Genomic DNA, 24,934 nt, shown 5'->3' with positions numbered 1-24,934 from the left:
TACAGAGGAGTGACCGCCACATGAGCCTTCCACGTGTCGCCTTGATCGGCGAATGCATGATCGAGTTGCAGCAGCATGCTGACGGCAGTCTGCGCCAGAGCTTTGGTGGGGACACCTTGAACACAGCGGTCTATCTGGCCCGCTTGCTGGGCAGCGGGCAGGTGGACTACGTCACCGCGCTCGGCGACGACAGCTTCAGCGATGCCATGTGCAAGGTCTGGTCGGAAGAGGGTATCGGTCTGGGCAAGGTGCAGCGCCTGCCAGGCCGCCTGCCGGGGCTGTACTGCATCCAGACCGATGCCAATGGCGAGCGCCTGTTTCTGTACTGGCGCAACGAGGCAGCAGTGCGCGACTGCTTCATGACACCGGCAGCCGAGCCGATTCTCGCCGCATTGACCAGTTACGATGTGCTGTATTTCAGCGGCATCACCCTGGCGGTGCTGGGCGCCGAAGGCCGGTCGCGTTTGCTCATGATGCTTGCCAAGGCCCGCTCACGCGGTGCCAAGGTTGCCTTTGACAACAACTACCGGCCCCGGTTGTGGGCCAGTGTCGAGCAGGCACGTGAGGCTTATCTTGCCTGCCTGCCGTATGTGGACCTGGCATTGCTGACCGAAGACGACGAGCAGGCGCTGTACGGGTATACCGACACCGATCAGTTGCTGACGGCCTATCGGCAGCGCGGGATTGACGAAATCGTCATCAAACGGGGCGCACAGAGCTGCATCGTGGAAACCGACGGCAAGCGTTTCGAGATTCCCACGCAAAAGGTGGAGCGGGTGGTCGACACCACGGCCGCCGGGGATTCGTTCAGCGCTGCGTATCTGGCGGCCCGACTCAAGGGTGAACACCCACAGCAGGCGGCTGAAGCCGGGCATCGGCTGGCGGGTATCGTCATTCAGCATCCGGGTGCACTGGTGCCGAAATCCGTCATGCCGCAGTAATGGCATCTACCGCATTACATGCAGTTGATCGGCTAACGCACTGAGTGCAAAGCATTTCGCTGGAACCTGAGCGCGAATCCAGCCACCATAGGCGTCCTTTTTGCCCACGAGCCCATGACCGGAGTCTGCGTGCCCGACGACCTGCCTTCTGCGCTTCCCCATGACCTGGATGTCGATCTCAACCCTCCCGAGCAGTTGCCGTTCCTCAAGCGGCTGTTGGCACGGCTGCTTGGCCGCAGCCTGACCGGGCTGGGGTCGCAGCACATGCCGTCGTGGTTTCAGGGGCATGCCGATGGTTACCTGAACGGGCACATCGAAGGCGTCAGGGAAGGTTACGCCGACGGTTACATGGACGGTCAGCAGGAAGGCCGTCAGGTGCTGGTGATCAGCGACACACGTCCGGCAAAGCACCGCGGCCCCAAGGTGGACGATCACCTGTTCGACGACTGGCGGCTGGCGCTCACGCCTGAACTGAAAAAACGCATCAAGAGTGATGTCGCCGAAAAACTCCCCGCGCATGCCCAGCCAAGTGCGGCACAGTGGAAAATGATCTTCAGCGACACGCCGTCAACCTATGTGATTGCCGGTGCAGGCGCAGGCAAATCCACGTCGCTGGTGCTGCGCATCCTGTTGCTGCATCACTACCTGGGCTTCGAGCTGGATGCGATGACAGTGGTGACCTTCACCCGTGAGTCACGCAAGGACTTCATCAACAAGCTGATCGACGTCATGGCCCTGTGGGGGCATGCCTTGAGCCAGAAACAGGCGCGCGATGTGGTGCGTACCTTCCACTCACGCATTCTGCCGCTGGTACGCAGCCTGCCTGGCTTCGAACAGTTGCGAGCCTTCGAGACGCTCGACAGCCAGACGTCCACTCAGGAAGACGCCGACAGTAATCCGTTCGATCTGCGCATCAACGATGCCCAGCGCCATCAGATGAACCTCTGTTATCGCGACTTCTATGCCAGCAATGAGCGTTTCCGGGAGGTGATGGCGCCGTTGTATCGACACGCCCTGCAGCTCAAGGAGCTGGACCGCGACCATCCAGACGTCCAGAAGCGTGTAGCGGTGACGGAGCTATCGTCGAAACGGGACGAGGAGTGGTGCGATACCGTCGAGGATTTGTGGATACGCGCCAAGGCCTGGCCTATAAAAGGCATTGAGCCCATGCGGCAAACCATTGAAATCAATGGTTTTCCGTTCCATTTCCACGGCTACATTGCCGAGCTGGATGCATGGGTCGTGCTGGGGCTGGATTCGAGTGAGGACCAGCAGCTCAAGCGACCCGGGGCGAAATTGCCGGTCTGGGCGGAAGGCGTCATCAAGCGCACCCTGTTTCAAGCTTTCTGCAATAAGCCATTGATATGGATGGATAATTACGATTCGGCGAACAAGGTCATGCAGTCGCTTGCCGGGTCCGCCGTTGCCGGTCCCGGTTTCGACTATCGGGTCAAGGGCGAACTCAGCGCCGGGCCTTTGCTGGACTGTTTTGTGACGGCTGCAAGCTTCATCGAAAACCTGGGCCTGGACGTGCCGAGTGCCGTTGCCGAGATGAGCTTTGCCAGCGATGATCCGGACCGGTTTTTCTTCGAAGCCCTCAGCCTGTTCTGGAAAGCCTTCGAGCAGCACCTGCTGGCCCAGTCTCCACCGGTCATGACGTACAACCGAATGTTCGCGCTGTTCGGGGAAACCTCGCCGGAGAACCTCAGGCACGTCAGTGACCCTGTACTGCGTCCTCTGTCGCACCTGATGATCGATGAGTTTCAGGACGTCTCGCCGCAGATCGTTTCGTGGATTCGCACCTGTCTGCGCGAAATCCGCCGACGTGGACCGGCGATGCACGTCGGGCGTATTGCCCAGCATTCGTCACTGCTCTGCGTGGGCGATGACTGGCAGTCGATCTACGGCTGGCGCGGGAGTTCGCCAAAGTACTTCATGGAGTTCGCCAAGGAGTTCCCGTCGCCGGCGACCACCAAAGTCATGCTCAGCGAAAACTACCGCAGCCATCAGCACATCATCGATGCGGCCGAGCATATCGTTCGGGCGGCCCCGGCGATTCCCGGCAAGAAAGCCCGGGCCAGCGGTGCGCCTCAGGAGTTGCTGCCGGTCAGCGTGCGTGATCGGGATGAGGACGAGCTTGCCGAGCGGGTCGCCGAGCATTACAACGACGGCGACTCGATCCTGCTGCTGTACCGCAAGGGCAGCGAAAAGGCCCGTTTCTCACAGCGGCTTCAAGCGCTGATCGACACTGACACCCTGCTCGGCGCGCACAACCGGCGCATCAGGACGCTGACATACCACAGCTCCAAAGGGTTGCAGGCCGATGCCGTGTTTCTGCTGGGCGATTGCCAGCACCTGACCGTTTCGCCCTACAAGAATCAGGTTTATCGCCTGGCGGGTCTTGGCGATGCCAATGACTTGCAGCCGTTCGATTCGGCACAGAAGGATGAAGTGCTGCGCCTGGCCTATGTCGCCATTACGCGTGCAGCCCGGCATTGCTACTGGTATGTCGAAGAAAGTACCGGCGGCACTGACAGCGTTCAGATGCCCAAGGCATCGGACAGGGTCGCAGGTGACAAGCCCTTCTTCGAAGACGTGCGCCAGAAGTCACTGACAGGCAGTCAGTGACGCGCTGTTTGCATCGGAATTGATATCAGGAAAAGCCGACCAGTTGAGTGTGGGCACCGAACAGTTCAAGTTCGGTCTCGATGGCCTCGATGATTCGTTCCACATCCGCAGCGTTCATGACAGTGGCGCAGGGCAGTCCGGCAATGGCCAGTACCGTCTCGCCACTCGCTCGGTCGAACAGTCGGGCGATCATGCTGCTGGGCGCGTCCATGCTGGCTTCAAAGCCTACCGGATGAAAATGCCAGCGCATGAGTTGGCATGCATTGGGGAACGTTACCTTGTTCATGGCTATATTCATGACGATGGCCCACCTGATTCAATCGAGCACTTCCGGGCTCCATAGGGTAGGGAGACCCACCGAGACTCAACCTGCAAAAGCCCGAGAGAGCGGGTAAGAACTACCGAGGTAAATTCCTGGCCGCATCATGCTGCTTTCCTACGGTGTTATCAGAGCGGTCTGACCAGCACTAAAAATAGCACCCGACAACAGGGTGATGGAAAAATTTTTTATGACGCAGCAAGATTTTTTCAATTATTTGATGCGCGTCAATATCGAGTATTCGTGAAGGGCGTTCTGTGCAGGTCTTGTGGCCTTGTCGTGCACTAGGGCAAGCTGTCGCCATTGACCTGAGGAAAAATAATAATGTTTAAAAAAGCCCTTGCTGCGCTGATGTTGCTGGCCTCCACCAGCCATGCGGCGGAGACGGTCAATATCTACAACTGGACCGACTACATCGCTCCGGACACCTTGAAGAATTTCGAGTCCGCCACGGGTTTCAAGGCCGTTTACGAGACCTATGAAACCAACGAAGAGCTGAATGCGAAGCTGACTGCCGGGCACTCCGGTTATGACGTGGTTTTTCCGTCCGTTCACTTCATGGGCAGGCAGATAGAAAAGGGCCTGCTCACCCCGCTCGACAAGCGTCAGTTGCCGAACTGGAAAAACCTCAATCCGGTATTGCTCAAGGCGCTGGAAAGCAGTGATCCAGGCAACCAGCACGGCTTTCCGTATCTATGGGGCAGTACCGGTATCGGTTACAACGTGGCTCAGGTGAAAGCGGTACTTGGAAAAGACGTGCCGCTGGACTCGTGGGACCTGATTCTGAAACCGGATAACATGAAGAAACTTGCCCAGTGTGGCGTCGCCATCCTGGACAGCGCGCCAGCCATGTTGCCCATTACCCTGAACTATCTGGGACTTGAACCGCACAGTGAGAACCCTGCCGATTACAGCAAGGCGCAGACTGTGTTGAACAGCGTGCGCCCGTACATTCGTGATTTCAGTTCGTCGCAGTACATCGCGGATCTGGCAGACGGCAAAATCTGTGTCGCCGTGGGCTACTCGGGAGACATCTCCCAGGCTCAGGAGAAGGCAGAGCAGGCGGGCAACAAGGTCACCGTCCACTACATAGTTCCCAAAGAAGGCGCGCCGATGTGGTTCGACATGGTCGCCATACCGGCCGATGCTCCCGACCCGAAAGCCGCCTATGCGTTTCTCAACTACCTGCTGCGCCCGGAAGTCATTGCCAGAATTACCAATGTCGTGCACTACGCCAATGGCAACGAAAAAGCCGACGCCTTGATCAGCCCTGCGTTGTGGACGGATACCGATATCTATCCTGACGCGGAAACGCTCGGGCGCATGTTTGCCATGAGCCCGCTGCCGACCAAAATCGATGCGTTGCGGGTCGGTATCTGGAATGACATCAAGGCGGGCAAGTAGTACCTCGCGACCGCGCTCAGATCAGATGGGCCTGCTGCAATTCGGTCAGGGCCCGGGCCTTCAGGCTGGCCAGCCGCGGGTCGCGTCGATCCCGTGGCGCATCCAGGTCCACCGTCAGTTCATGCACGATTCTGCCGGGCCGGCTACCCATGACCAGCACCCGGTCACTCAGGTACAGCGCTTCATCCACGTCGTGGGTCACCAGCAGCAGGGTGATGGCGTGGCGGCTGGCCAGTTGCAGCAACAGGTCCTGAAGCTTCATGCGGGTAAACGCATCCACGGCGCTGAACGGTTCGTCCAGCAATAGAACGGCCGGGTGAGAGTACAGGCCGCGGGCGATGGCCACGCGTTGTGCCATGCCACCGGACAGCGCCTTGGGCAGGGCCTCGGCAAAGCCGGTCAGGCCCACTTCATCGATCAGTTGCCGGACCCAGACACGGTCGTAATGCCCGTCATCACTGGAGCCGATGTTCTGCTCGACGGTCAACCATGGCATCAGCCGCGGCTCCTGAAAAACGAATGCCACTTCGCCCTGCAGCCTGTTCACCTTGCCCTGAAAGTCGCGCTCAAGGCCGGCAGCGATTCTCAGCAGGGTGCTTTTGCCACAACCGCTCGGGCCAAGCAGACTGACGATTTCACCCGCCTGCAACGACAGATCGATGTCCCGCAGAACAGTGCTTTCGGCAAAGGCCTTGTGTGTCACGCGAATTTCCATCAATGCATCAGCCATTGATCAACCCTCCTGGCTCTGGCCGTTGAATGCGTCGCGCCAGCTCAGAAAACGTCTTTCCAGCCTCGCCAGCAAGCCGTCACTCAACTTGCCCAGGCCCGCCAACACGACAATGGCGGCCAGAACGATGTCCGGGCGCGAGGTTTCGCGGCCGTCGCTGAGCAGGTATCCCAAGCCCTTTGTGGCAGCGATCAGTTCGGCGGCGACCAGAAACATCCAGGCGAGACTCATGCCGCTGCGCAGTCCAGTGAACAGGCCGGGCAGGGCGGCAGGCAGAAGAATCCGTCGTGTCAGGCGATAGCGGCTGAAGCCGTACATTTGTCCGACCTCCACCAGTTTGCGATCAATGCCGCGTATCGCCGCCACGCCATTGAGGTAGACCGGGAAAAACGCACCGATGGCAATCAGCACGATTTTTGAGGTTTCTCCAATACCCAGCCACAACAGCAGCAACGGCACCCACGCCAGGCTCGGGATCGAGCGCAGTCCGGCAAAAGTGGGTTCCAGATAGGCCTCGGCTTCACGGCTCAGGCCCACCCAGGCAGCGAACAACAGCGCCAGGCTCGCACCGATGGCAAAACCACTGAGTACCCGCAGCAGGCTGGCACCGATGTGCTTCCACAACGACCCCTCGGCCAGATCACCCAGGGTCATCACGATCTCGCTGGGCGCAGGCATCTGGTAGGAAGGCAGCCAGCCGATCCTCACGACCAGCTCGAGAAACACGATAATCAGGGCAGGTAATACCAACCCTTTACCTAATGTTTTATGTCTTCCCCACACTCCGCGTTTTGGCTCGGTGAACAGGGCAGACTGCGCACCCGGCAGCGTTTTTTCTGCACGATTCATTGGTGAGCGATCACGGAAGCCGAAAAGTCAGGCGTGATCAACTGCTCGACGACCTGCTCGACGTTCACGCCTTTGCGCACCAGTTCTTCGGAGACCAGAATCGGCGCTGCGGCCTTGGAGGACTCGACATCCTTTGCGCTCAGTTGCGGCGCGCTCAGGTCAGTCCGTGACAATTGCAGGCGGGCCACTCCCAGTGGCAGGCCGGACTCTTTAGCCAGCAATCTGGCCAGTTCATCCGGATTCCTGACGGCCCATTCCCGTGCTTTCTCATAAGCCGTCAAGACAGTTTTTATCGCCTCCGGGTGCTCCTTGGCGTAGGTCTCGGTGACGCTCAGCACGCCATAGCTGTTGAAGTCCTTGTTGCGATACAGCAGGCGCGACCCTGCCTGGATCTGGCTGGCGGCCATGTGCGGGTCAAGACCTGCCCAGGCGTCCACGTCGCCTTTCTCCAGTGCGATACGGCCATCAGGGTGTTGCAGGTGCAGCAGTTCCACGTCGTCTTTCTTAAGGCCGGCCTGTTGCAACGCGCGCAGGGTGAACAGGTACGGGTCGGTGCCTTTTGTGGCGGCGATCTTCTTGCCCTTGAGGTCGGCCACTGTTTGCAGAGGCGAATCCTTGCGAACCACAAACGCAGTCCATTCCGCCCGGCTGTAGACATACACCGACTTGATCGGGCTGCCATTGGCGCGAGCCAGCACTGCCGACAGACTGGCCGAAGAGGCGAAATCGACACTGCCGCTGTTGAGGTATTCCAGTGAACGGTTGCTGCCCTGGCTCAGGACCCAGGTCACCTTCGATTGCGGCAGTGCCTGCTCCAGCCAGCCGAAATGTTTGAGCGCAAGGCTCACGGGTGAGTAGTAGGCATAATCCAGATGGATTTCCGCAGGCACTGTTTCAGCCGCCTGGGCCATCGGCTGCAGCGCAAAGGCCAGCGCGAGACTGGTCAGCAACCCTTTGGCGAGCACATGGGGAGTCTTCAGGCGAAACGTAGAACGAAGTGATGGCATAAGTGGGTGTCCGGATCAGGAAGAGGTGGCGTCGCCAAGTCTGTTATTTCCAATTCAGCAGTTGGATGCGTATCAGGTGCTTAAAAGGGAATATGCAGCCTCTGTGCCAGATGCAATCCGGGGTGATACAGCGTAGTTTGTCGCGATCCTTGCTGCAGGTACTGTTGCCTGAAGCACAGGATTGTTCGAAGACTGTTGCTCCACCAACAGTCGAAACCGGGTGCGCAGAACCTGCCTTGTTTGGGTTTTTTGTAGAAAAATCAGGCTTTTTTCAGCCTCAAGTGCAACAGAAAGGGATTTTCGGACTCCTATCGTCCGTATTCTTCATTCCGCAACATTGCAGTACTAGTCTTTATCCGTGATCAAGGGACACGTATTCGACTGATCCGCAGGGACAGAAAAGGGTGGCGAACCCGCTATGGCAAGCGCCTTCGCAGCAGCGACACGCTGACTTTTCCCTTAACCGCGTACCGGACTCAGACAATAATGAATATTCCCAAACTCTCTTTGAGCAGCCGACTTCAGCGGCGTATTGCCTGGATTACCCTTCCTTCCGTACTGATGGTTTCAGCCGTGCTGCTGTTTTCCATGGGCAAAGGCGTGTATGCCGACCCGAAAAACGGCACTCAGACCCTGGTCTTCCTGCGCCATGCCGAAAAGCCCTCCATGGGCCTGGGCCAGTTGAATTGTCAGGGTCTCAACCGCGCCATCGAACTGTCCGAACTGCTGCCTAAGGAATTCGGCAAGGCCGACTTTATCTTTGCCGCCAATCCAAGTCGGCATGTGGAAGAGGGTGATGGCGACCTTTCCTATAGTTACGTTCGCCCCCTGATGACCGTTGGCCCGAGTGCAATCAAGCTGGGCCTGCCGATCAACATCGACTTCGGTGCCAACGACACCAGCGATCTGGCTGACGAGTTGATGCACGACAAGTACCACAACGCGATCATCTACACCGCCTGGTCACACGGCTATCTGCCGGAACTGATCAACAAGGTGGCCAAGGAAGCGTCCGGCAAGGACGTGAAGCTGGTCAACGATTGGGAAGGCGATGATTTCGACTCAGTCGTCGTCGTGACCCTGAAGTGGGTCGACGGCAAGGCCACGCTGGAATATCAGAACTACAAACAGGGCCTGAACAACGGAACCGAAGCGTGCCCGCAATCGACGTGAGAATGTCGCCACGCACATCCGCTTCTGCCCGAAGGGCGTGGGAGCTCTCGGAGGTTACGACGGCAGCGATGGGCTGCGCAGCAGCCCAAGGTTGCATCTGATACACCGAGTGTGCAGGTTTTGCTGCCGGTTTCCGGCAGATCGCCGGCAAGCCGCCTCCCACAGTCCGGTGTTTGCTGCGCGACAGCGCTACGTCGAAGACAGGGTGATGCCTCCCACATAGCGTGTTTCTTCCGTCAGGCTGTTGATGGTTGATCAGATCCGCCCGATCAGCCGTTTACAAACTTCATCGATTCTGCACTGTAACGCTCACCCGCCACGGCACCTTCGGCCGGAAAGATCGCATCCATCTGCGCCAGTTCGTCTTTGCTCAACTCTACCGAAGCCGCTGCCACGTTGCTTTCCAGGTACTTGCGCTGTTTGGTACCGGGAATCGGAATGATGTCGTCACCCTGAGCCAGAACCCAGGCCAGGGCCAATTGTGAGGCGCTGATGCCTTTGGCTGCCGCGACGGCTTTGACCTTTTCCACCAGTTGCAGATTGCGGTTGAAATTCTCACCCTGAAAGCGCGGGCTGAAGCGACGGTAGTCGTCTGGCGCAAAGTCTTCGGGGGTGCGCAGTTCGCCGGTCAGAAATCCTCGTCCCAGCGGGCTGTAGGCTACAAACGCGATGCCCAGGCGACGGCAGGTGGCAAGCACGTCGTCCTGCTCCGGATCGCGCGACCACAACGAGTACTCGCTTTGCACCGCCGCCAGTGGATGCACCTTGTGAGCGCGTTCGATGGTCTGCGCGCTGGCTTCGCAAATACCGATGTGGCGCACCTTGCCAGCCTTGACCAGTTCGGACATGGCACCAATGGTTTCCTCTATCGGCACATTCGGGTCGACGCGGTGCTGGTAATACAGGTCCAGATAGTCAGTGTTCAAGCGCTTGAGGCTGCCATCGATGGCCTGGCGCACATACTCGGGACGGCCATCGACACCGCGGGCATGCGGATCATCGCTGCGCACGATACCGAATTTGCTGGCCAGATAAAGGCTGTCGCGCTTGCCCTGCAAGGCACGACCGAGAAGGGCTTCATTGGTGTGCGGGCCGTACATGTCGGCGGTGTCGAAAAAGCTGACGCCCAGTTCCAGAGCGCGATGCAGTGTCGCGATGGACTCCTGTTCGTCGATGCCCGTGGTGTAGAAGTCCGACATGCCCATGCAGCCCAGTCCGATTGCAGAAACCTGCGGGCCATGCTGGCCGAGTTTACGTGTGATCACGATGCTTTCTCCCTGGAATGAAAAGACAGATCAAGTGTGTACTCTGCGCATTGCGCAATAAACCGGCTATTTACGATTTGACTGTTCGGTTTATCTAAACAATATGAAGCGCGATACCGCCTCAAGCATGGCAATCATGATCGAGCGGCACTGCTGATCCGACAAAACGCACTAGCCAGAAAAAACGCAAAAGAGTACAAATGTACTCCATGAGTACATTATCTCCCCGTCGCAGCGCCATCCTTACCTTCATCCGCGATCGCATCGCGCAGCAAGGGCAATCGCCGAGCCTGGCGGAAATCTCCGAAGCGTTCGGCTTTGCTTCACGCAGCGTGGCACGCAAACACATTGTGGCCCTCACCGAAGCGGGGCTGATCGAAGTCGTGCCGCATCAGGCACGCGGCATTCGTCTGGTGCAGAACGAATCCCGCCCCGAGCTGCTGGAAATCCCCGTGTTGGGCCGGGTCGCTGCCGGTGCGCCCATTGGGCCGGACCTTGATATACATGCCACGCTGCATCTGGATCGCAGCACTTTTACCCGAGTGCCGGATTACCTGCTGCGCGTACAGGGCGATTCCATGATCGAAGACGGCATTCTCGACGGCGATCTGGTTGGCGTGCACCGCAACCCGCAGGCCAGCGACGGCCAGATCGTTGTCGCCCGGCTGGACGGCGAAGTCACTATCAAGCGCCTGCGGCACAGTGCCGACGGGCTGCAGTTGCTGCCTCGCAATCCGGCTTACAAGCCCATCATTGTCACGCCGGATCAGGATTTCGCCATCGAAGGCGTGTTCTGTGGCCTGGTCCGGCGCGAATGATGGGCGCTGTCGTCAGCCTGGACAGCCTGCTGGACGAGCGCAGGGTCTGGAAAGGGCGTCAGCAGTCTGCGCCGCAGGTCAGCCCGCAGCCCAGCGGCCATGCCTTGCTCGACAGCGTCCTGCCAACAGGCGGCTGGCCGCCATCGGCGCTGACTGAAATCCTGATTCCGGCCAATGGCAGTGGTGAGTTGCGTCTGCTGTGGCCCAGCCTGGCGAGACTGTCCGGCATAGGCGAACGCATCGTATTGGTCGCGCCGCCTTACCTGCCTTATCCGCAGGCCTGGCTGGCGGCCGGAGTCGATTTACGCCAGATGACCCTGATCGAGGCCAGCGCCAGGGATGCCTTGTGGGCCGCCGAACAATGTTTGCGTTCCGGCAGTTGTGGCGCCGTGGTGTGCTGGCCCGGCATGGTCGACGACCGTGCGTTGCGTCGCCTGCAAGTGGCTGCCGAAACCGGACAGACCCTGGCCTTCGCCTGTCGGCCTCAACTGGCCGCTGCCAACCCGTCGCCCGCTGCGCTGCGCATTGCTGTGGATACCCGTCCCGCACAACTGCGGGTGCTCAAATGCCGTGGCGGGCTTGCTCCCGCCTTGCCGATACCTTTCCCGACCGACGCTTGAGGTTCTTATGCTGTGGGCCTGTGTCTTGCTGCCGCAACTGGCACTCGACGGCGTCATGCGCCGCCATACCGATCCGGATGAACCGCTGGCCCTGATCAGCGGCAGTGCGCAACGTCGGGTGTTGCAGGCCGTCAATCCGGCCGCTCGAGCCTTGGGCCTGCGACCCGGTCAATCGCTCAGTGCGGCGCAGGCGCTGGTATCAGGCTTCACCATGGTCCCGCATGACCCGACTGAAACCGAGCGTTTGCAGCAACTGCTGGCCGCCTGGGCCTATGGTTTCAGCTCCAATGTCAGCCTCAGATACCCACGCGTGCTGCTGATGGAAATCGAGTCCAGCCTGAAGCTGTTCGGGCCGTGGCCGGTCTTCGAGGCGAGGTTGCGTGAAGAGCTGACCGGGCTCGGCTTTCGTCATCGCATCGTCGTGGCGCCCAACCCGATTGCGGCGCGCATGCTGGCCAACATGCACGACGGGCTGAGTATCGATTGCCCGCATGACCTGCGTCGCACCCTGGAACAGATGCCGGTGGACCGCATTGGTCTTGCTCGCGAAGTGGCAACCGCCCTGGCTCGCATGGGGCTGCGCAATGTCCGGCAGGTGTTGGCCCTGCCACGCGATACCCTGGCGCGGCGCTTTCCTGCCAGCGTGCTGCAGCACCTCGACACACTGCTCGGCGAGCGCCCGGTGGCGCTGGAGTGCTATATGCCACCGGACTTTTTCGACCTGCGCATCGAATTGAATTTCGACGTCGAATCGCATCAGGCTTTGTTGTTCCCGCTCAAGCGCCTGATCGCCGATCTGGCCATGTTCCTGACCGGTCGCGACAGCGGCGTGCAGCGATTCGCCCTGCACCTGGAGCATGTGGACGGGCCGGATACCGTCGTGCAGGTCGGGCTGCTCAGCGCTGAGCGTGATGCCTCGATGCTGTTCGAGCTGGCCCGCGGCAGGCTGGAGCAGGTGCTGGTGCCTTCTCCGGTGCGGGCGGTGCGCTTGCTGGCGCAGGATTTGCCGGATTTCGTCCCGACGCACCGAACCCTGTTCGATGAACGCGAACAACAGACGCTGCCCTGGGAGCAGTTGCGCGAGCGCCTGCGGGCACGGCTGGGCGACGAATCGGTCAACGGCCTGCGAGCGCTTGCCGATCATCGTCCCGAGTGCGCCTGGCGGCCTGTGGCTGAAAGCAAGGTCATTGAGCAGGTCCACGGTTATCCGCGGCCGGGCTGGTTGCTGCATCAACCACAGCCATTGCCTGCGCACACCACCCGCATCGTGGCCGGGCCTGAGCGCATCGAGTCAGGCTGGTGGGACGGCGGTGATGTGCGACGTGATTATTACCTGGTGGAAACCCTCAGCGGCCAGCGTGCCTGGGCCTACCGCGCGGTGGGCGAAAACGGTGAACTGCTGCTGCACGGCTGGTTCGCGTGAACGTGCATTACGCCGAGCTGCATTGTCTGTCGAACTTCAGCTTCCAGCGTGGCGCTTCAAGCGCTCAGGAACTGTTTCAAAGGGCAAAACGGCATGGTTATACGGCGCTGGCGATCACCGACGAATGCACGCTGGCCGGGATCGTGCGGGCATGGCAGGCCTCGAAAGACAGCGGTCTGCCACTGATCATCGGCAGCGAGATGCAGATCGAAAACGGGCCGAAGATCGTCCTGCTGGTGGAAGACCTTGGCGGCTATCAAACGCTGTGCCGGATCATCACCCTGGCCCGGCGTCGCGCCAAAAAGGGTGAGTACCGGCTGTTGCTCGATGACTTCGAGATAGCATCCAACGGTTTGCTGGCGGTCTGGCTGCCAGAGATCGAGAACGATACGCAAGCCTGTCTGGCTCAAGGCAACTGGTTGCGCGAACGGTTTGCCGAACGCCTGTGGCTCGGTGTCGAGCTGCATCGAGGACCGGATGACGAACAACGTCTTGCAGATCTGCTGGCATTGGCGCAGTCCCTGAGCATTCCGGCGGTTGCCAGCGGCGACGTCCACATGCACGCCCGAGGACGACGTGCGTTGCAGGACACCATGACTGCGATCCGTCACCACACGACGGTGGCCGAGGCCGGGCATCTGCTGTTTGCCAACGGCGAGCGCCATTTGCGCACACCGGATGCGCTCGCCGAGCTGTACCCCGACTGGCTGTTGGCCGAATCGGTACGCATCGCCCGCCGTTGTACATTCGACCTTGACGACTTGAAGTACGAATACCCCCATGAGCTGGTGCCCAAGGGCCAGACGCCGTCGTCCTGGTTGCGCGAATTGACCGAACAGGGCGTGCGCAAACGCTGGCCCGACGGCCTGCGCCCGACAACCCGTAAGCAGGTCGAGAAGGAACTGGCTCTGATCGCGGAAATGAAGTTCGACAGTTATTTCCTGACCGTCCATGACATCGTCGAATTTGCCCGCAGCCAGCACATTCTTTGCCAGGGGCGAGGTTCGGCGGCCAACTCGGTGGTGTGTTATGCGCTGGGGATTACCGAGCTGAATCCGGAGAAGAGCAACCTGCTGTTTGAGCGCTTCATTTCCAGAGAACGCAACGAACCGCCCGACATCGATGTGGATTTCGAGCATGACCGCCGCGAAGAGGTCATTCAGTACGTGTTCCGGCGCTATGGCCGGGGCAGGGCAGCGCTCACCGCCGTGGCCAGCACATATCACGGTTCCGGCGCGATGCGTGACGTGGCGCGGGTGCTGGGCTTGCCGCCGGATCAGATCAACGCACTGGCTGATGCCTTCAGCCGCTGGAGCGATACGCTGCCATCCCCCGAGCGGCTGCGCGAATACGGCCTGGACCCTGAAGCGCCGATGCTCAAACGCGTGCTGGCCCTGAGCGATGAACTGATCGGCTTCCCCAGACATCTTTCGCAGCATCCGGGCGGATTCGTGATTTCCGAGCATCCGTTGGACACTCTGGTGCCGGTCGAGAACGCAGCGATGGCCGAGCGCACCATTATTCAGTGGGACAAGGACGATCTGGATCTGGTCGGCCTGCTGAAGGTCGATATTCTGGCCTTGGGCATGCTCAGTGCGTTGCGCAGGGCTTTCGATCTGGTGCATTTGCACAGGGGTAAGCAGTGGACGTTGGCAACCATAGAGGCTGATGACCGTCCGACCTACGACATGATCAGCCGCGCTGACACCATCGGCGTGTTCCAGATCGAGTCGCGAGCGCAGATGGCCATGCTGCCGCGCCTGAGGCCCGAGAAGTTCTACGATCTGGTGATCGAGGTGGCGATTGTCCGACCGGGGCCAATTCAGGGCGACATGGTTCATCCGTACTTGCGCAGACGTAACGGTGAAGAAGCCATCACCTATCCGCCCGCGCTTGAAAAAGTATTCGAACGTACCCTCGGCGTGCCGCTGTTTCAGGAGCAGGTCATGGAAGTGGCGATCATCGCCGCCGATTACACGCCCGGCGAGGCCGATCAGCTGCGTCGTTCGATGGCTGCCTGGAAGCGTCATGGCGGGCTTGAGCCGCATCGCGAGCGTCTGACCAAGGGCATGCTCAAGAACGGCTACGAGCAGGACTTCGCTGATCGCATCTTCGAGCAGATCAAGGGCTTCGGCAGTTACGGTTTTCCCGAGTCCCACGCTGCCAGCTTCGCCTTGCTCACCTACGCCAGTTGCTGGCTCAAGTGCCATGAACCGGCCGCCTTCACCTGTGCGCTGATCAACAGTTGGCCCATGGGGTTCTACAGCCCGGATCAACTGCTGCAGGACGCACGTCGCCATCACATCGAAATCCGTCCGGTTGACGTGCGTTACAGCGACTGGGATTGCTCGCTGGAGCCCATCGAACACCCTGACTACACACGCAATCTGGCGATCCGCCTGGGCATGCGCATGGTGCGCGGCTTTCGGGAGGACGATGCGCTGCGTATCGAACGCGCCAGAGCGACACGCGCGTTTTCGGATGCCACTGACCTCACAATTCGCGCCGGACTGGAAAACCGTGCTGCCGAGGCGCTGGCCGATTCCGGTGCATTACGCGGCCTGATCGGTCACCGGCATCGCGCCCGCTGGGAAGTGGCTGGCGTGGAAGCGCAGCGGCCGTTGTTTGATGATCTGCCCAGCGAAGAACATCAGGTCACATTGCCGCTGCCCACCGTGGCCGAGGATCTGGTTGCCGACTACGCCACGCTGGGCACGACGCTGGGGCCGCATCCACTGGCCTTGTTACGCCGGCAACTGGCTGCCAAGCGCTTTCGCAGCTCGCGGGACCTGCTTACGCTGGAGAATGACCGGACCCTCAGTGTGGCCGGGCTGGTCATTGGCAGACAACGCCCCGGCACGGCCAGCGGTGTGACCTTTGTAACGCTGGAGGATGAGTTCGGAATGGTCAACGTCGTGGTCTGGCGCGATCTGGCCGAGCGACAGCGCAAGGTGCTGGTCGGTTCACAGCTGCTGCAGGTGTTCGGCCGCCTGGAGTCCAAGAGCGGCGTGCGACACCTGATTGCCCAGCGTCTCTATGATCTGACGCCTCTGCTGACCGGGCTGGATGTGCGCAGTCGGGATTTCCAGTGAGTGCAGGGTGCGAAACGGGCTCGCAATTTGCAGCGTTGAGAACCTTCCCAGACTGCCCACGAGAGGTCCTGCATGTACAAAGACTATCCCGCTGCCTATCAGGTGAGTAAAGGTGCCGCGCTGCAAGTGGATACGGCCTTTTACGAGCGCATACGCGCCAATATGCAGCAGCGCACGCTGATCGAGCAGTTCGAAATACCGATCCGCACCGGGCGGGCGTGGAAGGTCAGGGCAGGACAGGTGTTTCGCGTCACCACACCGGTCGGCCCGCAGGTGGGTGATTTCAACGTCTGGAACGCCGACGATCCTCGTGAGCGGATGTGGGCCGCCAGAACCCGGCAACTGCAGGGCGCGCACGTCAGCACCCACGACCGGCTCTGGTCGAACCTGCCGTTCCTGCGGCCGATGGTTACCATCACCGACGACAGTCTGGCCAGCTACGGCATCGACGAACATGGCGGTCGCCTGCACGACCTGTTGGGCACGCGTTGCGACCCCTACGTCAACAAAATGCTGACCGGTGAGGACTTTCATCATCACTGCCATTCGAACCTGACGCGCGCAGTGCTGCCGCACGGCCTGACCGAGTTCGATGTACACGACGTGCTGAACATCTTCCAATGCACCGGGCTCAACCATGACGACATGTACTTCATGAAAGCCTGCCCGGCAAAAAAGGGTGATTACTTGGAGTTCTTTGCCGAAATCAATTTGCTGTGTGCCTTGTCGACCTGTCCGGGCGGCGATCTGTCGCTGCCGATGTGGGGGCCGGACGCGCAGGATCCGTTGAGCGTGTGCAGGCCACTTGGCGTGGAAATCTACGACCTGGAGGCGTCCCTGCTGGAAGGCTGGCAACCACCGCAGCGCGCGGCTTACAACGGACTGCATGGGTTGCAGATCGCCAAGGCCGAGTGGGAAGTCTAGGTTTTCTGACGCAGCAGGCGGCGTCTCATCGAATATCACTGAATAAATGAGGTTTTTGTGGGAGGCGGTTTGCCACGCGACAGCGCACGTCGGAGACGTGGCGAGGCCTCCTGCGGTAAAGACCTGCTCAAGCCGAGCGTGCCATTCTGCGCAATCCCCAGATCATCGCGACGCCCATACCCAGCATGGCTACCAGCAGTGCGGGATAGCTGACCCACCAGTGCAGCGGGGCAGTCATCATGCTGAATTCCGACATGCCGCCGATCCCGGCAATCAGGTTGAGCGGCAGGAATACCACGTTGATCAGGGTCAGCTTGCGCAGCAGGTTATTGGTGCTGTTGTTGACCAGATTGCCCCGCGCATCCATCAGCCCGGCAAAGACCGTTGAATAGATTTCGGCCTGTTTGTAGCACTGGTCGTTCTCGATGATCATGTCGTCGATAAGCGCCAGGCTGGCGTTGCCGTACTGTTTGCCCTGTGCATGATTACGCAGCCGGGTCAGGACCGCGCCGTTGCTGTGAATCGCGTTGATGTAATACACCAGGCTTTCGCTGAGGTTGAACATCTGCAGCAGATGACGATTTTCCAGCGACGAATTGAATTTCTGTTGCAGTTCACGCGCCACCATCTTGATCACCTTCAAGTGGCCCAGATAGTGATGGATATTGTTGAACAGCATCTCCAGCAGAATATCCAACGGCTGCTCAAGCGGGCGTTGCGTCAACAGTGACGTCAGCGGTTGATCGTCGTCGCAGATCAACAGCAATTGATCCTGCTTCAGCAAAACGCCGAATGACGAGACATCGAACGAAAAGCTGTCCTTGCCTGAATAGTTTTCAGGCCGCTTCCAGATCAGAAACAGCGCATCGGGATGAAACTCGATGCGGGAAATTTCATCCGGGTCCAGCGCCGATGCCACAGCGTGATCATCCAGGTGAAAACGCTCGGCCAGCAGCGTGCGTTCGTCGGCGTCCGGTTTGCTGAACCACAGCACCTGCGCCATCAGTGGGTCGCAGGCTTGAAGGCGGTTGGCGTCGAGTTTCAGGCCTTTGATCATGGGTGATTACCAGGCCTGGCCCAGACGTTTGATGTCCAGGCGGCGAATGAATTCTTCCAGTATCAGACCATACAGATCGTCCTGCAGGTAAGCGTCTTCAATACCGGCGTCGAGGTTGGGGTTGTCGTTGACTTCGATCACCACCACCTTGTCGCCAGACTGCTTCAGGTCAACGCCGTATAGCCCGTCGCCAATCAGGTTGGCGGTCTTGAGCGCCAGTTCAACCACCGCTCTCGGCGCTTCATGAACCGCCAGGGTGCGGCATTCACCGTTGATTTCGGCCCCGACAGCCTTGTGGTTGTAAATCTGCCAGTGCCCCTTGGACATGAAGTATTGGCAGGCAAAGATCGGCTTGCGGTTAAGAATGCCGATGCGCCAGTCGTACTCGGTGTAGAAGAATTCCTGCGCCAGCAGCAGTACCGAATGCTCGAACAACTGCGCAGTGGCGGTGTGCATTTCTTCAGCCGTGCCGACCTTGATCACACCGCGTGAGAAACAGCCGTCAGGGATTTTCAACACCAACGGAAAGCCCAACCGTCTGGCGACATTCTCCAGCTCTTCGGGTCGGTCCTTGTAGAGGATTTCGGTACGCGGCATGCCCAGGTCATGGCTTTTGAGCAGATCGGTCAGGTACACCTTGTTGGTACAGCGCAGAATGGACGTCGAATCGTCCATGACCACCAGCCCCTCGCTTTCAGCCTTCTTGGCGAAACGATAGGTGTGGTTGTCGACACTCGTGGTTTCTCGGATCAGCAGCGCGTCGTATTCGGCGAGTCGCGAGTAGTCCTTCTTTTCGATCAATTCGACATCGATCCCCAGCCGCTGGCCGACGCGAATGAAGTTAGCCAGGGCCGCTGCGTTGGAGGGTGGCAATTGCTCCTGCGGGTCGTGCAGGATCGCCAGGTCGTAACGGGCTACGCGGCGCGAGCCTGGTTGACGCCAGACCTTGCGACTGAAGCCGTCCAGCGCAAGGGCGAACTCGTCCTGTTGATCGTCACGCAAACGGGGCAGGGCACCGGACTTGATACCTGCGATATGCCAGTTTTCGCGCTTGCGAAATTCAACCAGCAGAATCGGGCAGGGAAAGGCTTCGAACAACTGACGCGCCAGATCATTCAAGGGTGCGAGTGTTGTCTGGCCGAAATAAAGTGTCAGGGTAAAACCTTCGGTATTGTCATACGGGTGATCCTGAAGTGCGGTTTCCAACACTTTGTCCAGATCATCCAGTGCCAGCCCATACAATGATTTGCGTGTCAGCTCGCTGATAGTACGCACGGAGGGAATGACATGGTGCTGACGCGCTTCGGCCAGCAGAGAACAATAATAACCGTGGCCCAGGTACTTATAGCTCCGGCACAGGTTGATGACCTGTACGCGCTTGCCAGCCGTGGCTTGCAGCGGCTTCTCCAGATAGTCCTGCGCCGTCATCAGGTTTTCGCTGGGGAAATAGGATGCCCAGTCTTCCAACCGCTCGACAATAATGACTACCTGGCTTTGTGCTGCAAAAGGGACTGCGGGATAAGCACGTTTCGTTGTTGCTGAAACTGCACGTTGAGCCGATACTTCGTTCATCTTCACCTGCGCCGCTGACATGTGTAATCGATCCGATGGGAAACAGTCCTTTCTATTAAGCATGTGCTTAGTGAAATGTCCCGTTTCGTTACACAACTTTTACGGCGGTGCAGATGGACTTTATATTTCGCGATGCAGTGGATTCCGACGTCGAGGATTTGCTGTTTCTGGAGAACCAGTGCTTTGAAGGCGACCGGCTGACGGCACGCAGTTTCAACTGGATGATCCGCCGGGCCAACGCCTGCCTGATCGTGGCCGAGCGGGCCGGGCAGTTGACCGGATACGCGCTGGTGCTGTTTCACCGTGGCACGTCGCTGGGGCGTCTGTACTCGCTGGCCATCGCCGATGCGGCGCGAGGGCTGGGGCTTGGCAAGCAGCTGTTGCAGCATGCCGAACAGCGGGCGGTCGAGCGCGATTGCGCGTATCTGCGTCTGGAAGTGCGCCCCGACAACCTTGCAGCCATCGGTCTTTATGAACGCAGTGGCTATCGGCGTTTCGCTCAGGTCGACGATTACTATCAGGACCATGCACCCGCGCTGCGTTATGAAAAGCGCATCGTCGAGCATGCCCGGCATAACGGCCGCTCGGTCCCTTACTACCAGCAGACACTGGACTTTACCTGCGGCCCGGCCTGCCTGTTGATGGCCATGAAAGCCTTGCAGCCCGAGCGCTCGATGATGCGTGCCGAGGAATTGCAGATATGGCGCGAGGCAACCACCGTATTCATGACGTCGGGCCATGGCGGCTGCAGTCCGCAAGGGCTGGCGCTGGCGGCCTGGCGGCGCGGCTTTGCCGTGAAGCTGCTGGTGTCGATAGCCGGGCCGTTGTTTTTGAACGGCGTGCGCAGTGATACCAAGAAACAGGTGGTACGTCTGGTCCACGAACAGTTCTGCCGCGAACTTGACGCTTCCGACGTGCAGACGCTGGCCAATCATGCCTTGAACCTGCCGCGTGTGCTGGCGGAAGGCGGCAAACCGCTGGTGCTGATCAGCAGCTATCGCCTGACCCGCTCCAAGGCTCCGCACTGGGTGATGGTAACGGACTGCGACGCCGATTTCGTCTATCTGCATGACCCGGATATCGATCACAGCCTGCACCGCCAGGCCATCGACTGTCAGCATTTGCCGGTGAGCCACGCTGACTTCAATCGCATGAGTTGCTTCGGGACTGACAAGCTGCGGGCAGCCGTGATTGTTTACCTGTCGGGACCTGGAGAACCTGATTGTGCGCAGGTTTCATGAACCGCTATGGCTTTAATCCTGACGCGCGGCTAGTGTGTGCGCCGCAGTACCGGTGAATGTTCATTGCCCGGTCATTCGGAACACACGCTCATGAAAACCGCTTTTGCCGTCTTGTGGACCTCGATCACTGTCTTGAGTTTGTCGGCCTGCATCAGTGCGCCTGTGCCGCTGACGACAGAGACCGCCGAGCGGCTTCGTCAGCAACCGCCAGTACGTTTCCTGCTGTCGTTCGATGACGGCCCCAGCGCGACAACCTTCTACAACCCGACCGCAACCGTGCTCGACAGCCTGGCCGACAATCCGCTGGAACCGAACATCAAAGCGGTGTTTTTCGTGCAGACCGGCGCAACCGGGGCGGGCAACAGTGATGAGGGAGGGGCGCTGATGCAGCGTGAGCACGCGCAAGGTCACGTGCTGGGCTTTCACACTGCAACGCCGCACCACACCAACCACCGCTCGCTGACCTCTGAAGAACTCCATCAGTCGCTGACTCAGGGCAGCGAAATCATCGAGTCGATCACCGATACGCCGACCGTTCTGCTGCGTCCGCCATTCTGGAACTACGACAAGCGCACCTTCGGCATTTATCAGCAGCACGGGCTGCATGTACTGCTGACCGACCTGAGTGCCAATGACGGAAAGATCTGGGGTTACAACTTCAGCCTGAGACGTCGCTCGAACATGGTCAGCCAGTTGTCGCAGGTGCGTGAACGCATCGCTGCGGGCGAGTTGCCTGCAGTCGATGGTGTGATTCCGGTGGTGGTGACCTTCCATGACCTGAACCGCTACACGGCCCGGCATGCGCGTGAGTACCTGCAGATTCTGGTCGACAGTGCCAATCAGACCGGCGTGCGACTGTCTGCCAAACCGTTCTACGACGACAGCGCACAGTTGCAGCGCGCCGCAATGGCCCGCACCGTCAGGGACGCAGACGAATCCGTGAAGCTACCGGGACTGTGGAACTGGATCTGGGATCACAACGCCGACTGAGCCTTTGTCGGTATCCCATTGCGCAAGATATTTCTCTGTCTCTGACACAGCGCTATCTGGCAGTACATACAAACTGTGGGAGGCGGCTTGCCGGCGATGAACGATGACGCGGTTTCTCTGAAGTACCGCGTCGACTGCATCGCCGGCAAGCCGCCTCCCACGAAAGAAATCGCGTCTCTCAAGTGGCTTACAGGTTGTTTGACAAGAGGCACTCGGCCCTTACATCAAGGGCCGAGCCGGTTTGGCCATTCAGATCAGCGTGTTCTTGCGCACCTTGCCACCCTGGACAATCATCGCCAGTCGTTCGCCCTGGCCTACCAGACAGTGAATGTCGGTCAGCGGATCGCCGTCCACGACCAGCACGTCAGCAATCGCGCCCTTGGCGATGCAGCCCAGTTCGCCTTCACGCTGCAGAATCTGCGCCGCCACACTGGTTGCGCTGCGCAATGCCGCCAGATTGCCCAGCACTTCGGCGCGGATTTTCAGTTCGTGAGTCTGGTACTCATGCATTTCGCCCAACAGATCGGAGCCGTAGCCCATCGGCACACCGGCTTCGGCGAACAACACCAGCGCGTTGCGCCCGGCCTGACGGACGTCCTCGATCTTGGCCACTGAATCCGGCGGCAGACCGAAGCGTTCGCCGTACTCGGCGAGCATTTCGTAAGTGACTTGGGTCGGCACCGCAAACGCGCCTTTCTCAGCCATCAACCGCGCTGTGTCAGCGTCCACCAGATTACCGTGCTCGATGGTCCGAACGCCGCACTCGATGGCCCGGCGAATGGCGCGTGCGGTGTAGGCGTGAGCCATGACGTAGGTGTTGGCCGCCGCCGCTTCATCGACAATCGCGCGAATTTCAGCCTCGCTGTACTGGGTATTGGCGATCGGGTCTGTTGGCGAAGACACGCCGCCCGACGCCATGATCTTGATCTGGTTCGCGCCCTGTTGCAGCTCTTCACGCACGGCCAGGCGTACGTTGTCTACACCGTCCACCACACGGGCAATCGCACCGGCCCGGAAGCAGCACGAACAGGGTTCATTGAGTAGCAGTTCACCGCGAGCGCGCATGTCGCCGTGGCCGCCGGTCTGGGACAGCGCCTTGCCCGAGGCAAAGATTCTTGGCCCTGGGATCAGCCCCATCTGAATGGAACGCGCCAGCGCCCAGTCAGCGCCGCCTGCGTCACGCACCGTGGTGAAGCCGCGATCCAGCATTGCAGACAGAATCGGCAGGGCGCGGTACATGATGATTGCGTTGGGTTGCAGCGCATTCATGCCCAGGTTGGCGTTGGACGCCAGCACGTGAACGTGGCAGTCGATCAGGCCCGGCATCAGGGTCTTGCCGCCCAGATCGATCACCTGATCGTCCGGTCCGGCAGGCTCGCCTTCGGCGCGCACATCGACGATGCGCTCGCCCTGGATCACGACTTCCTGACCTGAAACAAGTTTGCCCAGTTCAACGTCCAGAATGCGGCCGTTGCGCAGGATCAGGCGTGGGGATTCAGCAGTACTCATTGATAGGCTCCAGTCAGAGGGCGATTTACCGCAGGGGCAGGGTCGCGATAAAGCATCGCGCCGATGCCGCTGACAATCGCTGCGAACATGATGTAGAAGGCCGGCGCGAGGTTGCTGCCGGTCGAGGCAATCAGCCAGGTGATGGTGAAAGTGGCGAAACCGCCGAAAATGGTCACTGCAAAGTTGTAGGCGACCGATAGACCCGTGGACAGGACATGGGTCGGCAACAACTCACCGAACGCGGCGAGAATCGAGCCGATGTAGCCGGAAATCAGCAGACCCAGCACCAGTTCGAAAATCAGCAGCGAGAACAGCCCAGGCATCTGGTTGATGAACAGGAACATCGGGTACGCGCTGAAGAAAATGGCGATGGCCGAGCCCAGCAGCCATGAACGGTTTCCGCTGCGATCCGCCATGGCGCCCACCAGCGGTGTGGCGACGATCAACACGGCGCCACCCATCATCCCCGCGCTGAAACCCATCCATGACGGCAGGCCCAGCACGCGCTGGGCGTAAGAGGGGATGTAAAACAGAATCGCGTAGGTGCAGACGGTCCAGAGCACCACCAGCGAAAAGCTGATCAGGGTCTGGCGCGGGTAGGTCTTGATCACTTCACGCAGCGGCGAATCGACCGGTTTGCTGGCGGTATAGGCAGGCGTCTCGTCAACTCGGCTGCGAATGTAGAAACCCACCGGGCCGATCAGGGTGCCGATCAGGAACGGCACGCGCCAGCCCCAGCTTTCCAACTGCGCCTGGGTCAGGTAGCTGGACAGGATCGCGCCCAGTGCCGAGCCGAGCAGCACGGCGACGCCGATACTGGCCTGAATCCAGCTGGAGTAGAACGCTTTACGGCCGGCTGGTGCATGTTCGGTCAGAAAAGCGGTGGCGCTGCCCATCTCGCCGCCAGCGGAAAAACCCTGTAGCAGGCGCGCCAGCACGATCAGCACCGGGGCCAGATAGCCGATCTGCGCGAAGCTCGGCGTGAGGGCAATGATCAGCGTTCCGAAGGCCATGAGCAGGATGGTCAGCGACAATGCCGCCTTGCGCCCATGCTTGTCGCCGTAGATGCCCAGCACGATGCCGCCCACCGGACGCATGAAAAAGCCCACGCCAAAGGTCGCCAATGCCAGCAGATAGGAGGTCAGCTCGCTGCCGGTCGGGAAAAACACCTTGGCGATGATGACCGAGAAAAAGCTGTAGACCGTGAAATCGAACCACTCCAGGCCGTTGCCGATGACCGTGGCAGTGATGGCGCGGCGCGCCTGCCTGTTCTGGGGATGTGTGAGGGATTGTTGTAGTGTGCTCACTTTTTAGCTCCTGCATGCAATACACGCAGGGAACGACCCTGCATTGATAAGGGGGCAGAGTCGGA

General features: G+C 59.8%; 20 protein-coding genes. 11 read left to right on the top strand and 9 right to left on the bottom strand.

The features are described 5' to 3' along the window. The first annotated feature begins 20 nt into the window (after window positions 1-20). Together kdgK and AC0IXS_RS01295 are read left to right on the top strand one after the other, a co-directional pair. A complete protein-coding gene (kdgK, locus tag AC0IXS_RS01300) occupies window positions 21-941 on the top strand; it encodes a 2-dehydro-3-deoxygluconokinase (protein WP_471823514.1) in 921 nt (306 codons plus the stop codon). A gap of 129 nt (window positions 942-1,070) precedes the next feature. After that, window positions 1,071-3,569: a UvrD-helicase domain-containing protein gene (locus AC0IXS_RS01295; protein ID WP_161987281.1), complete on the top strand. Its 2,499-nt coding sequence runs from the start codon at window positions 1,071-1,073 to the stop codon at window positions 3,567-3,569. Between the two features lie 25 nt (window positions 3,570-3,594). Here AC0IXS_RS01295 and AC0IXS_RS01290 read toward each other — a convergent pair whose 3' ends face one another. Next, window positions 3,595-3,855, bottom strand: a complete 261-nt coding sequence (locus AC0IXS_RS01290) for a DUF1652 domain-containing protein (protein ID WP_004884495.1) — start codon at window positions 3,853-3,855, stop codon at window positions 3,595-3,597. A gap of 357 nt (window positions 3,856-4,212) precedes the next feature. Here AC0IXS_RS01290 and AC0IXS_RS01285 point away from each other — a divergent pair, with 357 nt between their 5' ends. Continuing rightward, a complete protein-coding gene (locus AC0IXS_RS01285; protein WP_122669397.1) occupies window positions 4,213-5,292 on the top strand; it encodes a polyamine ABC transporter substrate-binding protein in 1,080 nt (359 codons plus the stop codon). A 16-nt stretch (window positions 5,293-5,308) separates the two neighbouring features. Here the strand turns inward: AC0IXS_RS01285 and AC0IXS_RS01280 are convergent, their stop codons facing one another. The 3 genes from AC0IXS_RS01280 to AC0IXS_RS01270 are packed head-to-tail and all read right to left on the bottom strand — an operon-like array spanning window position 5,309 to window position 7,878. Next, a complete protein-coding gene (locus AC0IXS_RS01280; RefSeq protein WP_057410584.1) occupies window positions 5,309-6,022 on the bottom strand; it encodes an ABC transporter ATP-binding protein in 714 nt (237 codons plus the stop codon). A gap of 3 nt (window positions 6,023-6,025) precedes the next feature. Then, window positions 6,026-6,871: an ABC transporter permease gene (locus AC0IXS_RS01275; RefSeq protein WP_122669398.1), complete on the bottom strand. Its 846-nt coding sequence runs from the start codon at window positions 6,869-6,871 to the stop codon at window positions 6,026-6,028. After that, the gene (locus AC0IXS_RS01270; protein WP_057410586.1) at window positions 6,868-7,878 is read right to left on the bottom strand and encodes an aliphatic sulfonate ABC transporter substrate-binding protein; all 1,011 of its coding nucleotides are present in this window, start codon (window positions 7,876-7,878) and stop codon (window positions 6,868-6,870) included. Before AC0IXS_RS01270 ends, AC0IXS_RS01275 begins: the two co-directional genes overlap by 4 nt. Before the next feature lie 486 nt (window positions 7,879-8,364). Here AC0IXS_RS01270 and AC0IXS_RS01265 point away from each other — a divergent pair, with 486 nt between their 5' ends. Then, window positions 8,365-9,051: a hypothetical protein gene (locus tag AC0IXS_RS01265; RefSeq protein WP_122669400.1), complete on the top strand. Its 687-nt coding sequence runs from the start codon at window positions 8,365-8,367 to the stop codon at window positions 9,049-9,051. Window positions 9,052-9,320: 269 nt separating this feature from the next. Here AC0IXS_RS01265 and AC0IXS_RS01260 read toward each other — a convergent pair whose 3' ends face one another. Then, entirely contained in the window at window positions 9,321-10,316 is a 996-nt protein-coding gene (locus AC0IXS_RS01260) for an aldo/keto reductase (protein ID WP_191957831.1), read from the bottom strand. A gap of 200 nt (window positions 10,317-10,516) precedes the next feature. On the opposite strand from AC0IXS_RS01260, the gene lexA reads away from it, so the two are divergent. From lexA to AC0IXS_RS01235, 5 genes are all read left to right on the top strand, one after another. Then, window positions 10,517-11,134, top strand: coding sequence for a transcriptional repressor LexA (gene lexA / locus AC0IXS_RS01255; protein WP_025995817.1), 618 nt, complete (start codon window positions 10,517-10,519; stop codon window positions 11,132-11,134). After that, window positions 11,134-11,754 carry a translesion DNA synthesis-associated protein ImuA gene (gene imuA / locus AC0IXS_RS01250; protein WP_057410597.1) on the top strand — a complete coding sequence of 207 codons (621 nt, stop codon included), beginning with the start codon at window positions 11,134-11,136 and terminating at the stop codon, window positions 11,752-11,754. Before lexA ends, imuA begins: the two co-directional genes overlap by 1 nt. 7 nt (window positions 11,755-11,761) lie before the next feature. After that, complete coding sequence (locus tag AC0IXS_RS01245; RefSeq protein WP_122668050.1) at window positions 11,762-13,177, top strand: Y-family DNA polymerase; 1,416 nt, start codon at window positions 11,762-11,764, stop codon at window positions 13,175-13,177. After that, window positions 13,174-16,269, top strand: coding sequence for an error-prone DNA polymerase (locus AC0IXS_RS01240; protein ID WP_191954059.1), 3,096 nt, complete (start codon window positions 13,174-13,176; stop codon window positions 16,267-16,269). Before AC0IXS_RS01245 ends, AC0IXS_RS01240 begins: the two co-directional genes overlap by 4 nt. A gap of 72 nt (window positions 16,270-16,341) precedes the next feature. Further along, window positions 16,342-17,193 (top strand): urea carboxylase-associated family protein, encoded by an 852-nt coding sequence (locus AC0IXS_RS01235; RefSeq protein WP_122437873.1) that lies wholly within the window; start codon window positions 16,342-16,344, stop codon window positions 17,191-17,193. Window positions 17,194-17,320: 127 nt separating this feature from the next. Here AC0IXS_RS01235 and AC0IXS_RS01230 read toward each other — a convergent pair whose 3' ends face one another. Together AC0IXS_RS01230 and AC0IXS_RS01225 are read right to left on the bottom strand one after the other, a co-directional pair. Further along, window positions 17,321-18,250 carry a magnesium transporter CorA family protein gene (locus AC0IXS_RS01230; RefSeq protein ID WP_122437874.1) on the bottom strand — a complete coding sequence of 310 codons (930 nt, stop codon included), beginning with the start codon at window positions 18,248-18,250 and terminating at the stop codon, window positions 17,321-17,323. 6 nt (window positions 18,251-18,256) lie between these two features. Beyond that, window positions 18,257-19,843 carry a RimK family protein gene (locus tag AC0IXS_RS01225; protein WP_122434450.1) on the bottom strand — a complete coding sequence of 529 codons (1,587 nt, stop codon included), beginning with the start codon at window positions 19,841-19,843 and terminating at the stop codon, window positions 18,257-18,259. A 92-nt stretch (window positions 19,844-19,935) separates the two neighbouring features. Here AC0IXS_RS01225 and AC0IXS_RS01220 point away from each other — a divergent pair, with 92 nt between their 5' ends. Both AC0IXS_RS01220 and AC0IXS_RS01215 read left to right on the top strand, forming a co-directional pair. Then, entirely contained in the window at window positions 19,936-21,063 is a 1,128-nt protein-coding gene (locus AC0IXS_RS01220; RefSeq protein ID WP_122437876.1) for a GNAT family N-acetyltransferase/peptidase C39 family protein, read from the top strand. A gap of 90 nt (window positions 21,064-21,153) precedes the next feature. Continuing rightward, on the top strand, window positions 21,154-22,053 hold the full coding sequence (locus AC0IXS_RS01215) for a polysaccharide deacetylase family protein (RefSeq protein ID WP_471823507.1): 900 nt from the start codon (window positions 21,154-21,156) through the stop codon (window positions 22,051-22,053). 249 nt (window positions 22,054-22,302) lie between these two features. On the opposite strand, the gene AC0IXS_RS01210 is transcribed toward AC0IXS_RS01215, so the two are convergent. Next, window positions 22,303-23,562, bottom strand: a complete 1,260-nt coding sequence (locus AC0IXS_RS01210) for a metal-dependent hydrolase family protein (RefSeq protein WP_004885545.1) — start codon at window positions 23,560-23,562, stop codon at window positions 22,303-22,305. Continuing rightward, window positions 23,559-24,869, bottom strand: coding sequence for an MFS transporter (locus AC0IXS_RS01205; protein ID WP_004885543.1), 1,311 nt, complete (start codon window positions 24,867-24,869; stop codon window positions 23,559-23,561). The genes AC0IXS_RS01210 and AC0IXS_RS01205 overlap by 4 nt, the downstream gene beginning before the upstream one ends. Window positions 24,870-24,934 lie beyond the last annotated feature (65 nt).

The sequence above is a fragment of the Pseudomonas sp. AC016 genome (assembly GCF_979253365.1).
Note: the sequence above shows the minus strand (reverse complement) of the source record. Positions and strands in the feature narration are given on the sequence as shown.